Origin of the sequence: Shewanella sp. Isolate8 (assembly GCF_022398495.1) — a bacterium.
Taxonomy (GTDB): Bacteria; Pseudomonadota; Gammaproteobacteria; order Enterobacterales; family Shewanellaceae; genus Shewanella; species Shewanella aquimarina.
Window position 1 is genome coordinate 113,324 of sequence record NZ_JAKEVI010000002.1, and the last position, 16,005, is coordinate 129,328.

Here is a 16,005-nt window from a genome sequence, read left to right on the forward strand (position 1 = left end):
ATCACTCCACTTCTACAATCATAGCTGCACCCAGACCACCCGCCGCACAGGCCGTTGCCAGGCCAGTACCGCCGCCGCGTCGTTTGAGCTCGCGACACACCTGAGTGATCAAACGCGTCCCGGTCGCCGCAAAGGGGTGACCATAGGCCAAAGAACCGCCCAAGACGTTGAACTTAGTCATATCTATCTCGCCGATGGCGCGATCGCGACCCAGTTTCTCCTTGGCAAACTTCTTCGAGGCAAACATCTGCATGTTGGCCAGGGTCTGCGCCGCAAAGGCTTCGTGCATCTCGATAAGAGTAAGATCCTCAAGCTCCATGCCTGCACGCTTAAGCGCCAGCGGCGTCGCATAGGAAGGCCCCATCAACATATCTTCCCACACGTCGATAGCGCTGAAGGCATAACTCTTGATGTAACCAATCGGCTCATAGCCCAGGGCCTTGGCACGGCTCTCACTCATCAGGAGTACCGCCGAGGCACCATCGGTCAGCGGCGTACTGTTGGCCGCAGTCACCGAGCCATGTTTGCGGTCAAACGCCGGACGTAGCTTGGCGTAAGAGTCCAGCGAAGAGTTCTCGCGAATATTATTGTCTCTGTCGATGAAAGACTTGTATGGCGGTACATGCGCCACCATCACCTCATCACGCAAATGGCCCGAATCCCAGGTCTCTGTCGCCAGGGTGTGAGAGCGATGGGCTAAGGCATCTTGGTCGGCGCGGCTAATGCTGTAGGTTTTGGCCATCTGCTCGGCGGTCTGCCCCATAGAGAGGCCGGTTGAGTACTCGGCCACCGCAGGCGGTACAGGGAGCAGATCTTTCAGCCCGAGACGACGGATAATAGACCACTTTTGACCAAAGCTACGGGCCTTATTGAGATCCACTAAGGCATGGGCCAGCTTCTTCGATACGCCGATTGGCAGTACAGATGATGAGTCGGCGCCGCCGGCGATCCCTATCTCGATATTGCCCGTCATGATGGACTCGGCCACATTGACCGTCGACTGGAAACTGGTGGCGCAGGCACGTGTCACGCTGTAGGCGTCGGTGGACACATTCATGCCAGTGCCTAGGACTATCTCGCGGGCGATGTTGGGCGCCGCAGGCATCTGAACCACCTGACCATAAACGAGCTGTTCAATCTCCTTCGGATCGAGTTCCGAGCGCGACAGCAGCTCATTGACTACCATCTTGCCCATATCCAATGCCGACACCCCATGAAACGCGGTCGCCTGCTTCGCAAAGGGGGTTCTAAGCCCCATCACTATCGCGATGCGATCGCCCTTCGCGTTCCTTACTTGCTGTAGTTCACTCATCTTTTGCCCTCGTGACGCGTCTATATAGAAACGCTTCTACTAACGCCGTTATTATTCTTCCCTACCCCGTTGCCAGCAGTCTTGCTACATGCTCGCAACAGGTCAGACCATCAAAGTGTGATCTGATTCTAACTTCTTATTTCAAGGTTTTAAACACCTGTTTGGTTTTTAAACGACAATTATCGAAAAAGATGTTGATTAACAATGTTTAATAAAATACAAATTAGCCGTTAAAGTCGGTTTTATTCCCCGTTTAAGCATGCTAACTTATTTTGCTGATTGAAATTTGGCGCCGCCAAGCCCCGCAAGGTCTTCTGACACTCCCAAGGTTGCGGTAAGCCGTTAATCACTGAATTTTTTACCCGATACGCTGTCTACAGCTCACACAATAGATAATACCGAGTAGCATCATGCCCTTAAGTCGATTTCATGCATTACGTGAATACCTGGATAAAGTGATCCTAGGTCAACCCACTCTTACCGAAAACTTATTGATCGCACTGATTGCCGATGGTCACTTACTGGTTGAGGGCCCGCCGGGTCTGGCCAAGACCCGCGCGGTCAAAGCGCTGAGCGATGGCGTAGAGGGGGACTTTCACCGTATTCAGTTTACCCCGGATCTACTCCCTGCGGATCTGACCGGCACCGACATCTATCGTGCGCAGACGGCCACCTTCGAGTTTGAAGCAGGTCCTATCTTTCATAACCTGATCTTGGCCGACGAGATCAACCGCGCGCCGGCCAAGGTGCAGTCGGCGCTATTGGAAGCTATGGCCGAGGGTCAGGTCACCGTCGGCAAACAAAGCTACAAGCTACCAAAGCTGTTTCTGGTAATGGCAACTCAAAACCCGCTGGAAAACGAGGGCACCTATCCCCTGCCCGAGGCGCAGCTGGATCGCTTCCTGATGCACCTAAATCTGGACTACCCAAGCGCCGCCACCGAATTTGAGATCATGCGCCTGTCGCGCAGCGAGGCCATCACTCAGGAACTGCCAAGGGTCGAGCCCATCGCCCAGGAGGAAGTATTCGCCGCCCGTAAGGCCGCGCTCGACATCTATCTGGCTGAGCCGCTGGAGCAATATATTGTCAATATCGTGATGGCCACCCGTCAGCCACAACAATACAGTGACGAGCTGGCGAGCTGGCTGGAATATGGCGTCAGCCCACGTGCAACCATCTCCATCGAGCGCTGCGCCCGCGCCCGGGCCTGGCTGATGGAGCGCGACTTTGTCTCGCCGGAAGATATTCAAGCCGTGGTGCCAAATGTGCTGCGCCACCGTCTGCTCCTCAGCTATCAGGCACAGGCGGAAGGAGTGAGCAGCGATCAGGTGATCAACCATATTCTCAGTCAGGTAGCGGTGCCTTAATGGAACAGAAGGCTTTACCGCTATTTGCCGATGGCGTCTCCCTCAATCAGAAAGAGCTGTTAGCCTGCCAGAATATCGCCAGGGCCCTGCCCGAACGCAAGACCAAGGCGCGAGCGGCGCTGGCCGGCCATAGAGCCAGCAGCATCAAGGGACGGGGCATGGAGTTTGCCGAGGTGCGCCACTACCAGAGCGGCGACGACGTGCGCACCATAGACTGGCGGGTGACCGCCAGAACCGGCAAGGCCCATACCAAGCTGTTTGTCGAGGAGCGCGAGCGTCCGGTGTTGCTACTACTGGATCTTAGCCATAGCCTCTATTTCGGCTCCAGCCTTATGTTGCAGTCGGTGCAGGCGGCGCACCTGGCCGCGACCTTGGGCTGGACGGCCGTCGGTCACGGCGATCGCCTCGGCGCCCTAATCGCCTGTGAGACAGAACACCTTGAACTTAAGCCTCGTAGTCGCCAGGGTGGCATGCTGGCACTCATCTCGGCCATGGAGCAGGTGCACCAGCGGCAACTGAGCCAGCTCGATCAGCCAGTGAAACAGCCTGAGCATATCTTCAAGGCCTGCCAACGCCTGAGACGGATCGCCAAACCCGGTTCGCTTATCTGGATCATCAGTGACGGCAACCATTTCAGCCCCCAGTGTCTGGGGCCGCTGAGCGAGCTAAAGCGCCATTGTGATATCGGCGCCTTTCTGATCACAGATCCCCTCAGGCAAGGCACCCTTCAGCTGCCGCCACAGTTCCAATTCCCGGTCAGGGATGGCGATAAGGAGCTGGTGCTGGACAGGCGCAGCTACGATGCCTGGCTCAATCAGCAACAAACACAGCAACAGGGATTTATCACCATGATGAATCAAATCAACGCACGGCCAAGACGCATCGACGCGGCCCAGCCGTTAAACCAACAAATCGGAGCCCTAAGGTAGATGCAAGCGGCAAGTCAACCTGCACTAGCCAAGATGCAGGATATCATCACCCCTGAGCCTATCGGCTTCTGGCCCCTCGCCTACGGCTATTACCTAGTGGCTCTGCTACTGATTATCCTGATCGCCGCCCTGTTCATCTATGTCAAACGCAGAGGCAAGCAGCTGGCGGCCAAACGCGAGGCACTAAAGCTTCTTGCTGAAGTAACACCCGATGATCCCCAGTTAGCACTCACGGTCAACAGCCTGCTTAAACGCAGCGCCATGAGCTATCTGCCTCGCGAACAGGTCGCCTCCCTACAGGGAGACGACTGGTATGCCTGGCTAAGCGCCCAGCTGCCAACCATGGACCCTAAGCTGCCAAGCCTCTTGGAGAAGCGTTATCAGTCCGCGCACCTCACGCCAGAGGAAGCCACACAACTTTTGAGCGGCGCCAAAGTCTGGCTGCAGCACGCGCTACCGCTAAAGGCTGACAAGGAGGCATTATGTTCACACTAGCCTGGCCTTGGCTGCTGGTTTTATTGCCGCTTCCCTTAATCTTTCGCAGCAGCAAACAAGCACAGCAAACGGTTGGCGGGCATCTGCAGATGCCCGGCGTCGGTGAGGCGCAGACCCTCGCACTCGATAATTCCCCTAACCGCAGTCGCTGGCCCTATTGGTTGGTGTGGACGCTGCTGGTTTGCGCCGTCGCCCGCCCCCTATGGGTTGGCGACGCCATCGAGCTGCCGAGCAAGGGGCGTGACCTCATGCTGGCGGTGGATCTGTCGGGCAGTATGCAGATAGAGGACATGGTGTTAAACGCAAAGACGGTCGATCGCTTTACCATGGTACAGAGGGTGATGAGCGAGTTTATCGAGCGCCGCAAGGGCGATAAGCTGGGGCTCATCCTATTTGCCGATCACGCCTATCTGCAGGCGCCGCTCACCCAGGACAGACGCTCGGTGGCCCAGTTCCTTACCGAGGCACAAATTGGTCTGGTCGGTAAGCAGACCGCCATCGGCGAGGCCATCGCCCTTGCGGTTAAACGCTTCGACAAGGCCGAGCAGAGTAACCGGGTGCTTATCCTGCTCACCGACGGCTCAAATAACTCGGGGAGCATTACGCCCGAGCAGGCCGCCGATATCGCCGCCAAGCGAGGCGTGACCATCTACACCATAGGGGTGGGCGCCGAGGTGATGGAGCGCCGCACCCTATTTGGCAAGGAGCGCGTCAATCCGTCGATGGATCTCGACGAGGCGCAGCTCACCCTGCTGGCGCAGAAAACCCAGGGGCGCTATTTCCGGGCGCGCAACTCGGATGAGCTGGAGCAGATCTATCAGGAGATAGACAAACTTGAGCCCACCGACAGCGACCAACTCAGCTATCGTCCACAGGCCGAGCTCTTCTATTATCCCTTGGCTGTCGCCCTGCTGATAACGGTTCTCATGATGTTAAGCGGCCTAGCTGCCGTGCAGGCCTTAGTTCAACGTTTCCCACGGAGCGCCTCATGATCCATTTTCTCCGTCCCGAATGGCTGCTGGCCCTCATTCCACTGGCCCTGCTGCTCTGGCTACAAAGACGCCAGCAGCACCAGGCCTCGAGTTGGAATCGCTATATCGCGCCGCATCTGGCCAAGGTGTTGGTGAGTGGCCAGGCGGCCAATAAGAAACAACATCTTGGCCTAGTCGCCTTTATCTGGCTCGTTGGCGTCTTGGCGCTATCCGGCCCGGCGCTGACCAAGCAGAAGCTGCCGGTGTTCGAGTCCAATCTTGGCCGGGTGATCGTCATGGATATGTCGCTGTCCATGTACGCCACCGATCTGGCTCCTAACAGGTTAACTCAGGCAAAGTTTAAGGCAACGGATCTCATCAAGAGCCTCAAGGAGGGCGAGACAGGTCTGGTCGCCTACGCCGGCGATGCCTTTACCATCAGCCCACTGACCCGAGACCAATCTACCCTGCTAAATCTGTTACCGACCCTGTCGCCGGAGATCATGCCGGTGCTGGGCTCCAACCTGCCAGCGGCGCTAGAGCAGGCCAAGCAGCTGCTTGTTCAGGGCGGTCATCTCAAGGGCGAGATCATCTTGCTGGCCGATGGCGTCAACCCAGAGCAAATAGGCGAGGCCAAGTCGATACTGGAAGATACCCAGTATCGCCTCTCCATCATCGCCATGGGCACGGCACAGGGCGCGGCCATCCGCCTGCCGGATGGACAACTGATGCGCGGTAAAAGTGATCAGGTGGTGGTCAGCCAAACCCATCTCAATGATCTTGGCAGCCTGATTGGCGAGAGTGGTGGCAAGTTGTTTGCCTACCGCGCCGATGGCAAAGATCTCGAGGCACTGACACAAAGCCTGAGCCAGGAAAGCGATGCCAAGACGTCAGATCGCCAAGGAGAAGCCTGGCAAGATCTCGGCCCCTATCTGGCGCTGCTCCTGCTGCTGCCGGCGCTACTGAGCTTCAGGCATGCCCTACCCGCTCTGGCCTGCCTGGCTATCCTCTCCCCTAGCCCACAGGCGCAGGCTGCCAGCTGGCAACATCCGTTTACTACTGACGATCAGCGGGCCATGCAGGCCTATCAGGCGCAAGACTACCAAGCGGCCGCCGAGCAGTTTGACTCGCCTCAATGGAAGGCCTCCTCCCTGTATAAGAGTGGCGACTATCAGCAGGCACTGGAACTGTTCGAGCAAGATGATTCGGCAAGTGGCCTGTTTAATCAGGGCAACAGCCTGATGCAGCTCAATGAACTCGACAAGGCCATCGAGCGCTATCAACAGGCGTTGGATAAAGCTCCCCAACTCAGCCAGGCTAAACAAAACCTTGAGTTAGCTGAGCAGCTTAAACAGCAGCAAGATAACCAAGACCAATCGGAACAGCAGAAGTCTGATCAGAATCAGTCCCAAGATAGCTCTGATAAAAGTAGCTCTGACCAAAGTAACTCTGATCAAAACAGAGGCCAGGACGCGAACGGACAACAGGGTAGCGGACAGGAGCAGAGCCAACAAACCAGCAATGGCGACCAGCAATCTGGCGACGACTCACAAGGTGATGGCTCACAGGAGCAAAACGCTCAAGAAAAGGATGGCCAGACGTCAAAACAGCAAGGCTCGCAACAAGAAGCTGACCAGCAAGCATCGCAAAATACCGGTCAGGATAACCCGTCCCAAGGGCAGAAACAGTCAGTCACGCCAAATGATGCTCAGGTGAGCGCCGATCCGGCTCAACAGGCCAATAACCAAGAGGATGACAGTAAGCAAGCGGATGCTAATGCAAATCAAAGCGATGCCGGACAACAGACGGGGCAAGACCAAGCTCAGGCAAGCAAGATGACCCAGGGACAAGCAGGCGAGTCAGATGAACAAGGCGAACCTGCTGCGGCCCTAACCAATGCGATTGCGCCAGAGGATCTGCCCCCCGAGATGCAGCGGGCCCTCTCTGGGGTGGTCGATGACCCTCAGGTCTTGCTGCGCAACAAGATGCAACTGGAATATCAAAAACGCCGCCGTCAGGGCGCGACCATAAAGGACAATCAACAGTGGTAATACGACGCTTTTTGACCTTAGCCTGTTTGGCACTCAGCCTGTCAGCGCCAGCCTATGCCCTAACCAAGGTAGAAACCTCGGTAGACAGAAACCCCGCCATCCAGGGGGAATATCTGGTGCTTAGCATCAAGGCCGATGACGATGTGGACAACGCCAGCCTGGACACCAGTGGGTTGCTAAAAGACTTCATCGTCGGACGCACCAGTGTCAGCCGCAGCACCCAGATCATGAACTTCGACGCCAGCAAGGAGACCCGCTGGCAGATCCTGCTTGCCCCCAAGAAAACCGGCACAGTGATCATCCCCGCCATGACCATAGACAACATCAGCTCTGCTCCTATAGAACTCAAGGTGGCGGCCCCCGGTAGCCAACCCGAGCAGATGAAGAACCTGTTTATCCGCAGCAGCGTCTCCACCGAGACCGCCTATGTGGGGCAACTGATCACATATAAGGTGAAGCTTTACCTGGGCGTAGAGCTGCAACGCGGCGTACTCAGTGCGCCCAATGTCGAAGGCGCTCAGCTCAAACAACTGGGGGACGATGTCGATGGCACAGAGATCATCGATGGCCGCCGCTACCGGGTTATCGAGCGTACCTATAGCCTGATCGCCGATAAGCCAGGCACACTGTCGCTTGCCGGCGCCAGCTTCTCTGGCGATGTGTTAGTCGAATCCTCCCGCCGCGGCGGCATGTTCTCCTTTAACGAGAGCCGCCCCATGCAGGCCAAGGCCGCCCCGAGCGACATCGAGGTATTGCCCATCCCAGAAACTTATCAGGGTGACTGGCTGGTGAGCGATCTCGTGGTGTTAAAAGAAGACTGGAAGAAAGATGCCCAATACCAGGTCGGCGTGCCCATCACACGTAACATCAGCCTGCTGGCCTCCAACGCCGACGATACCAGCCTGCCGGGGATCTCCCTAGACCTGCCCGAATCCTTTAAGGTCTATCCGGAAAAGCCTCAACGCAAGACCTATGTGCGTGAGAAACAGGTGGTCGCCCAGCTCAACCAGACCACGGCCATAGTGCCGACTCAGCCCGGTAGCTATACCCTGCCCGCGCTCCGCATTCCCTGGTGGAACAGCCGCACCCAGAAACAGGAGTTTGCCACCCTGCCCGCCCGCACCATCAGTGTGGCACCGGCAAGCGCAAGCCAGCAGAGTCCGCTGGTCGTGACAACAGATGCTCAGGCCGCTACAACAAACTATTGGCCCGGCATCAGCGCACTATTTGCTTTGCTATGGTTGGCGACTATGCTCTTGTGGTATCGCCACTACCAGGGCTATCGTTATCGCGCCGCGCCGAGCAATGCAAACAGGGACGCTGCAAACCCTGCGCCCATGGACTCAGATGCGCTGCGCCAATTTGAAATCGCCTGCCGCCAAGGCAAGACGGGCGAGGCACTGGTTGCCCTGCAGCGTCATATGAGCCAACAGGCGGGCAAGCCAATGACCCTGACAGATATCGCGGCACTTAGCTGCGAGCTAGACCAGGCGATCCAAGCCATACAGCGTCAGGGATACAGCCCCGATAGCCAGGGACTAGACTGTGAAAAGGTGATCCGCGCGGTGAAAAATGCCCCCAAAGCTGCGCCCCACAGCACACAATCTGCTTTAAGGCCCTTAAATCCGCTCTAACAACTTGCCTAAGGCGCGCCAATGGCGTTAACGTAGTCGAAACAATTGACGCGCCTCCCCTCCTTTCTATGCTGCGAGTAAAAAATGTTTAGCGTGATACGAAATAAAAAACCGAAAAAGTCGGTCAATAGAGACATGCTGAATAAACAACGACGATACGATAGCCTTGTCAGGGCACTTCATGGCGATCTGTTCCGCTACGCCTTCTGGCTGTGCGGGGATAAACATATCGCCGAAGATATCACCCAGGAAACCTTCTTACGCGCCTGGCGCTCCTTGGAATCACTAAAAGATGACAAGGCGGCCAAGGCTTGGCTGATCACCATATTACGGCGTGAGAACGCCCGCCGCTTCGAGCGCAAACAGTTCGACTACTCGGATGTGGAGCAGGCCGATATCGCCGACCATATCTCCGCCTCCAGCGAGGAGAGCATGGAGCAGCATATGCTCAGGCGTCAGATCGCCAAGCTTGAAGCCGAATACCGTGAGCCCCTTATCCTGCAGGTGATCGGCGGCTTTAGCGGTGAAGAGATCGCCGACATCTTAGATCTGAATCGTAATACCGTAATGACTCGCTTATTTCGCGCCAGAAATCAGCTAAAAGAGATACTCGATGACACGCAAACTAGGGGGCGCTCCAATGGATGAGCTCAAATTCCGCCGCGAGGCCTATGAAAATCCAAATCGTCAAGACGACGAATTTCTTGCGTCGATGCATGAGTCGAGCGAGCGCACCGCGTTTGTTAACGATCTCAAACTACTAGACAAGAAGCTTGAGGCCGCTCTGAAGGTAGAAGTGCCTGAGGATCTCGAGGCTAAGCTGCTACTCAACCAACAGCTGCATCAACATCAGGTGGAGCGCCGCAAGACAGGTTTTACCCTGGCACTGGTGGCCTCTATCGCCTTCATCGCCGGGATCAGCTTCACCCTGCTACGCCTCGCCCCGGTCGATCTGGGGCAGCACGCCCTGGCCCATGTCTATCATGAAGAGATGGCGATGAAGAGTGAGCGCAATATCAGCGTCGATGAGGTCAATACCCAGCTCGCCTCGCTGACTAGCCTCAATCATGCCCGCTTTACCGAGCAACCCGGCCGCGTACTCTACAGTACCTACTGTGACTTCCAGGGCGTGAAGAGTATCCACCTGGTGATGCAAGGCAAGCAGGGCAAGGTCACCCTGTTTATCGTACCGCTGGAAGACCGCATGGTGCTTGAGGAAGCCTTTGCCGATAATCGCTACCAGGGAATGGGCTTCAAGTCTGACAACGCCTACGTGCTCCTGGTCGGTGAAGATGTGACGGATCTGAACTTTGTCAGAGACGAAGTGAAAGAGTCCTTCATCTAAGAGGCTAAAAGCTGAACCTGTGCATAAAGCAAATCGCCAGACAAGATGATCTAAGGAGCCGACCTAGTGTCGGCTCCGTCATACCTTGCCACGGCTAACACTTACACGCTACAACACCTCAAAACGACCAACAAAGCCACAACATTTCCGCTTTATTTGGCAATTAATCGACCGATAAAGCCTAGATATTGATCACATTTCAAGGCAGATTTGGGCTAGCGCTCAAACATCTGCTAGCATAGCAGGCTCACTTAAAACAGACATGTCACTCCCCATCGGCGCTGGGCTAGCATCCCAGCCAGCAAGGGCATTGGCATGAGAACAATATGGCGTAAGCATGAATATTGAATTACCGATATTAATTACTTTTTTCGGCTACCTCATCCTCATGATGGGCATTGGCCTTTGGGCATATAAAGCAACCGACTCTGTCGACGATTATATTCTAGGTGGTCGCTCCATGGGACCGGCCGTCACCGCGCTCAGCGTGGGGGCCTCCGACATGTCCGGTTGGCTGCTGCTGGGACTACCTGGCGCCGTCTACCTCGGCGGCTTGGGCGAAGCCTGGATCGGCATAGGCCTGGTATTCGGTGCCTGGCTCAACTGGCTGTTTGTGGCCAAACGCCTGCGGATCTACACCCAGTTTACCGACAATGCCCTCACCCTGCCGGATTTCTTCGAGAAACGCTTCGAAGACAAGCAGTCTGTGCTCAAGCTGGTCTCGGCGGTCACCATCTTAGTCTTCTTCACCTTCTACACCTCATCTGGCATGGTGGGCGGCGCCATACTGTTCGAGAAGGTGTTCGGCCTGGACTACAACCTGGCCCTGCTTATCGGCTCCGGCATCATAGTGGCCTACACCTTCGTCGGCGGCTTCTTCGCCGTGAGCTGGACCGATTTCTTCCAGGGCTGCCTGATGTTAATTGCCCTGCTTATCGTGCCAGTCACCATCTTCAGCCAACCAGAGACACAGAACGGCATTCATAGCCTAGATCCAACCATGTTATCCCTACTGAGTGACAACACCACCATGATTGGCCTGGCATCTCTGCTGGCATGGGGACTTGGCTATTTCGGTCAGCCCCATATCCTGTCGCGCTTCATGGCTATTGGTAGCGCCGACGACCTCAAGGTATCTCGCCGTATCGCCATGAGCTGGATGGTAGTCGCACTCATGGGCGCCCTGGCAACTGGCCTTGCGGGCAGCCTCTACTTTGCCGACCAGCCTATCGACAACCCGGAGACCATCTTCATTCATCTGACCCATGCCGCCTTCAACCCTTGGATAGGTGGTCTGCTGGTTGCGGCGATCCTCTCGGCCATCATGAGCACCATCGACTCTCAGCTACTGGTCTGCTCCAGCGTGATCACCGAAGACTTCTACAAGAAGTGGCTCAGACCCGAGGCCAGCAGCAAGGAGTTGATGATGATAGGTCGTATCGGCGTGCTGACCATAGCCGTCATCTCTGGCCTCATTGCCTTAAATCCGGAGAGCAGCGTACTGAGTCTAGTGAGCTATGCCTGGGCAGGCTTTGGCGCGGCGTTTGGCCCTGTGGTCATTCTGTCACTCTTCTGGCGTAACTATAGCCGCAACGGCGCCGTGGCCACGATTCTTGTTGGCGCCATCACGGTCGTGCTATGGAAACAGAGCAGTGGCGGCATCTTCGATCTGTACGAGATCTTGCCAGGTTTCCTCTTCGCCACCCTTGCCGGTGTATTGGTTAGCCTGCTCTCTGCCCCAGCAAACAGCACGCGCGAACAATTCGACCAGTTTAACCAGAAACTCTGAGGCTAGGCTCCCACTTCGCTGACGTAAAAATGAGCGAAAGATCAAAAAAGCGTACAAGTGTACGCTTTTTTTATACCGTAAAAATTTTACTTACAATTTGTCATTTCACATCCCGTTAACCTTTAGCAAAACCTTAACCAAACCCAGAGCATACGTGAAATAGCTCGATCGAGGCACTCTTCAAACAGGCGTCCATTTCTCGGCACAAAACCGGCCAAGCATTTAACACAAAGTCAACAAAAAGTTGTATCTGGTCGGAGTTGTTGAGGTAACACCTCGTCCCTACTATGCACGGGAATTATAAAATGGACCCGGCCGCCACGACTTAGGCACAAGCATGAGCGCAGTATGCAGCCGGGCCGACAATAACGAGAACAAACTATGAAGCGTTTCAACAAGACAATACTCGCAGTAGCCGTCACACTCGCTAGCTCACAGGCGATGGCCGCAGGTTTCCAACTCAACAGCCAGTCAGCCACTGGTGTCGGCCGTGCATTTGCCGGTGATGCAGTGATCGCTGACAACGCCTCAGTGCTGTCTCGCAACCCAGCGGCCATGGCCCTGTTTGACGAGAAGCAACTTTCTATGGGCCTGACCTACGCCGATGTGGAAGTCAGCGTAAAAGATGTCTATATAGATTCTGCGCTGGGTCAGATCCACTACGGCCATGTGGATGATGCGGCAGAAGCCAAGATCATCCCGAACTTCTATTATGTCAGCCCGGTAAACGACAAGTTTGCCTATGGCGTTGCCATGTTCAGCAACTTCGGCACAGGTACAGACACCACACCTATGTCACAGCAGCTGGTCAACGGCCTGCCCGCCCCGCTGGATCTCCTGGGTAAGACAGAAGTCACCACACTTAATTTTAACCTGAGCGCCTCTTACCGCTTTAACGACCACTTCAGCATCGGCGCCGGTGTCGATGTGATCTATGGTCAAGGCACCCTAACCCGCGGCGGCCTGGTACCGACTCAAGCCGGTGCAGTGCAGCAAGAGCTTGTAGATGTTGACGCCGACGGCGTAGCATTTGGCGGCATCATAGGCGCAGTGTATGAGATCAATGCCGATCACAGATTTGGTATGAGCTACCGTTTCAGCCCAGATTTCAAGGCGACGGGCGACATCGACATGTACAACCCTGCAGCCGGTGCCAATGTGGCCTTCGATGAGATCAACATCCCTATGCCGGATATCTTCCAGGTAGCTGGTTTCCACCAGCTCACCGAAAAGTTTGCCCTGCACTACACTGCCCAGCTAACCACCTGGGGCGACTTTAAAGAGATCACTGTGACCGACGGCACCCTAGGCGGCATACCAGTAGCACCCGAGGCTAGCCTGAAAACTTACGCCTGGGACGACTCTTGGCTGTTCAGCATCGGCGGCACCTATACCCTCAACCAGGACTGGACACTACGCGCCGGTTACATGTTCGACCAGGGTGTTGTGGGCGAACTCAGCTCTATCTCAATCCCAGACTCTGACCGCCAGTGGTTCACTGCAGGTGCAACCTATAACCTGGGCAAGCATGCCAGCCTGGATTTCGGTATCGCCGTCATCCGCGGTGAAGATGTGGATCTTATCGAGCACAGCGCCATCACGGGCGGGCTACCAATCGGTCCAGATACCGGCATGGTTCACGCCACCACGCGCTCGAACGCCACCTACTACTCTATGCAGTACAACTACAAGTTCTAACTTGTTGACCAATACCAAAAAAGCCGCAGTCTACTGCGGCTTTTTTGTAGTTATGGGAAAACTTTTCTACAGTTAATACAAGGCTCCCATGACGACAGATGGACGATGGCAAAAGTAATTGGCCTAGGCGGCATATTTTTCAAGAGTGACGATCCCAAACGACTCGCCGAGTGGTACAAGACCTACCTGCAGGTGCCGGTAGAGAACTGGGGCGGCGCGGCCTTCTACCTCAACAACCTGATGCCGATGGCAGCCACCGGCTACAGCGTTTGGACCCCCATGGGCAGAGACACGGACTATCTCCATCCCTCAACCAAAGAGTTTATGTTTAACTTGATCGTTGACGATCTCAACGAAGCCCTCTCCCAGGTGGCCCAGGGTGGCGCCCAATTAATCGCGGAAACCGAAGACTCTGAATTTGGCCGTTTCGGCTGGTTTATCGACCCAGATGGCAACAAGGTAGAACTCTGGCAACCCAGCCCCCAAACCTAAGCGCTGTTTCCCCTGGAAAACCAAACGAAACAAGCATATGCTGGCTTTACCCCATAGCAACTCGGACGCTTATCCATGCAAAAATCACTGGCGAGTATTCTCTTAGGCGGCTTCATCTGCGCCGGTCTCTATCTGTTAGGCACTAGCCTTGGCGACAGCATCATAAAGATGCGCGCCATGGAAAGAACCGTCACGGTCAAGGGCCTCGCCGAGGTCGAGGTAAAGGCCGACACCGCCATCTGGCCCATCCGCTTCACCCAGGTCGACAATGATCTCAATAATCTCTATCAGGAGGTGCAGAGCAAGACGGATAAGGTGATAGCCTTCCTGATTAAACAAGGCTTTACGCAAAATGAGATCTCAAGTTCCCTCCCCTCCATCGAAGACAGACAGGCCCAGGGTTATGTAGACCCTAACGTCAAGTACCGCTACGCGGCTCAGGTCACCGTATCCCTCTACACCAAGCGGGTGGATCTGCTGCTGGGCACCCAACGCAACCTTATCGAACTGACCAAGGAAGGAATTGCCATCTCCAACCAGGATTACAACGGCCGCACCGAGTTTCTCTTCACCGGCCTGAATGAGCTCAAGCCGCAGATGGTGCAGACGGCCACGGAGAATGCCCGCCAAACCGCCGAGAAGTTTGCCAAAGACTCGGCATCACAGCTTGGCAAGATAAAGCAGGCGTCTCAGGGGCAATTTACCATCAGCAACCGTGACAGCAACACCCCGAGCATCAAGAAAGTCAGGGTGGTTTCGACCCTGACCTATTACTTAAACGATTAGTTTTAAAGGGGCAAAGGATTTTCGCCCCTTCAATCGTATTTTTCTAATAAAAGATTGCACAAGCTTAAAAAGTCCATTAGAATTTTCTTATGAAGTTTTAAGAGGTGATCTTCCATGCAAGTACAACACACGTTTTCCATCGGCATTTTGCTGTCACTCGTCAGCCTGGTATCTGGCGCCAGCGAACTGCCCACCATGACGGTGGCCAAACACTCTCAGCCCCAGTGGATCACCTTAGATGCACAGCTTGAGGCGGTAAAATCGGCGACTGTGTCGGCGCAAACCTCGGGCCGCATCATCAAGATCAACTATGACGTCAACGATATAGTGCCCCAGGGCGCCTCCCTGCTGGAGATCACCAGCAAGGCCCAGGGCGCCGAATTAGCGGCCGCCGAGGCCGACTTTGCCCGCGCCCAGGCCCAAAACGAAGAGGCGCAGAAGCAGCGTAAGCGTTATGAGCAGCTGTTCCCCCAGGGGGCCATCTCCCAAGGGGATATGGATCAGGCCATCGCCAACGCCCGCGCCTCGGCCCAGGCGGTCAGCGCCGCCAGAGCCCGTATCATTCAGGCCAACGAGTCTCTGCAGTACACCACTGTCAGCGCCCCCTTTGCCGGCGTGGTCACCAAGCGCCATGTGGAAGTGGGCGAAACCGTGTCTCCCGGCCAGGCACTGCTGAGCGGCTTTGCCACCGAGCATATGCGCGCCGTCACCCATGTGCCCCTGCGTTACATAGATGCGCTGCGCGCAAATCCCAAGATGAAGCTAGTGCTACCTAACGGCAAGGAGCTCGAATCGGACGCCCTGACCATCTTCTCTTTCGCAGACGCCAAGAGCCACAGCTATAAGACACGTATCAACCTGCCGCCTCAGGAGCCCAACCTAATGCCGGGTATGTGGGTCAAGGCCAGCTTCAACGCCGGCGATCGCAATACCCTGACCATCCCCGAGTCTGCGGTGATCTATAACAACGAGCTAAGCGCGGTCTACCTGATGCAGAACAATCAGTTCATGCTCAATCAGGTGCGACTGGGCAACAAGCAGGGCGATAGTTTCGAGGTGCTTTCGGGCCTGAGTGATGGCGACACCATAGCTGTCGATGCCTACCAAGTGCTGCTGAAGTTGAAACACTAGATCTG

14 protein-coding genes are annotated in these 16,005 nt (G+C 55.6%); 13 read left to right on the forward strand and 1 reads right to left on the reverse strand.

The genetic code is table 11. From position 1 onward, the window contains the following. Position 1: 1 nt before the first annotated feature. On the reverse strand, positions 2-1,312 hold the full coding sequence (gene fadI, locus L1D43_RS09855) for an acetyl-CoA C-acyltransferase FadI (RefSeq protein ID WP_239851289.1): 1,311 nt from the start codon (positions 1,310-1,312) through the stop codon (positions 2-4). Between the two features lie 410 nt (positions 1,313-1,722). Between fadI and L1D43_RS09860 the strand changes: the two genes are divergently transcribed. From L1D43_RS09860 to L1D43_RS09920, 13 genes are all read left to right on the forward strand, one after another. Next, the gene (locus L1D43_RS09860; RefSeq protein WP_041509451.1) at positions 1,723-2,679 is read left to right on the forward strand and encodes a MoxR family ATPase; all 957 of its coding nucleotides are present in this window, start codon (positions 1,723-1,725) and stop codon (positions 2,677-2,679) included. Continuing rightward, positions 2,679-3,608, forward strand: a complete 930-nt coding sequence (locus L1D43_RS09865) for a DUF58 domain-containing protein (protein WP_239851290.1) — start codon at positions 2,679-2,681, stop codon at positions 3,606-3,608. Before L1D43_RS09860 ends, L1D43_RS09865 begins: the two co-directional genes overlap by 1 nt. Further along, a complete protein-coding gene (locus L1D43_RS09870; RefSeq protein ID WP_239851295.1) occupies positions 3,609-4,103 on the forward strand; it encodes a DUF4381 domain-containing protein in 495 nt (164 codons plus the stop codon). After that, a complete protein-coding gene (locus L1D43_RS09875; protein WP_239851297.1) occupies positions 4,091-5,095 on the forward strand; it encodes a VWA domain-containing protein in 1,005 nt (334 codons plus the stop codon). The genes L1D43_RS09870 and L1D43_RS09875 overlap by 13 nt, the downstream gene beginning before the upstream one ends. Beyond that, positions 5,092-7,125, forward strand: coding sequence for a VWA domain-containing protein (locus L1D43_RS09880; RefSeq protein ID WP_239851299.1), 2,034 nt, complete (start codon positions 5,092-5,094; stop codon positions 7,123-7,125). Before L1D43_RS09875 ends, L1D43_RS09880 begins: the two co-directional genes overlap by 4 nt. After that, positions 7,119-8,759 (forward strand): BatD family protein, encoded by a 1,641-nt coding sequence (locus L1D43_RS09885; RefSeq protein ID WP_239851300.1) that lies wholly within the window; start codon positions 7,119-7,121, stop codon positions 8,757-8,759. Before L1D43_RS09880 ends, L1D43_RS09885 begins: the two co-directional genes overlap by 7 nt. An 84-nt stretch (positions 8,760-8,843) precedes the next feature. Beyond that, positions 8,844-9,407, forward strand: coding sequence for a sigma-70 family RNA polymerase sigma factor (locus L1D43_RS09890; protein WP_041509446.1), 564 nt, complete (start codon positions 8,844-8,846; stop codon positions 9,405-9,407). Further along, positions 9,400-10,104, forward strand: a complete 705-nt coding sequence (locus tag L1D43_RS09895; protein WP_041509445.1) for a DUF3379 domain-containing protein — start codon at positions 9,400-9,402, stop codon at positions 10,102-10,104. Before L1D43_RS09890 ends, L1D43_RS09895 begins: the two co-directional genes overlap by 8 nt. A gap of 337 nt (positions 10,105-10,441) precedes the next feature. Further along, positions 10,442-11,893: a sodium/proline symporter PutP gene (gene putP / locus L1D43_RS09900; protein ID WP_239851302.1), complete on the forward strand. Its 1,452-nt coding sequence runs from the start codon at positions 10,442-10,444 to the stop codon at positions 11,891-11,893. Positions 11,894-12,274: 381 nt separating this feature from the next. Continuing rightward, positions 12,275-13,591 carry an outer membrane protein transport protein gene (locus L1D43_RS09905; protein WP_239851305.1) on the forward strand — a complete coding sequence of 439 codons (1,317 nt, stop codon included), beginning with the start codon at positions 12,275-12,277 and terminating at the stop codon, positions 13,589-13,591. 105 nt (positions 13,592-13,696) lie between these two features. After that, entirely contained in the window at positions 13,697-14,083 is a 387-nt protein-coding gene (locus L1D43_RS09910; RefSeq protein ID WP_239851307.1) for a VOC family protein, read from the forward strand. Positions 14,084-14,158: 75 nt separating this feature from the next. Further along, entirely contained in the window at positions 14,159-14,869 is a 711-nt protein-coding gene (locus L1D43_RS09915; protein ID WP_239851308.1) for an SIMPL domain-containing protein, read from the forward strand. Positions 14,870-14,983: 114 nt separating this feature from the next. Beyond that, complete coding sequence (locus tag L1D43_RS09920) at positions 14,984-16,000, forward strand: efflux RND transporter periplasmic adaptor subunit (protein ID WP_239851310.1); 1,017 nt, start codon at positions 14,984-14,986, stop codon at positions 15,998-16,000. Positions 16,001-16,005 lie beyond the last annotated feature (5 nt).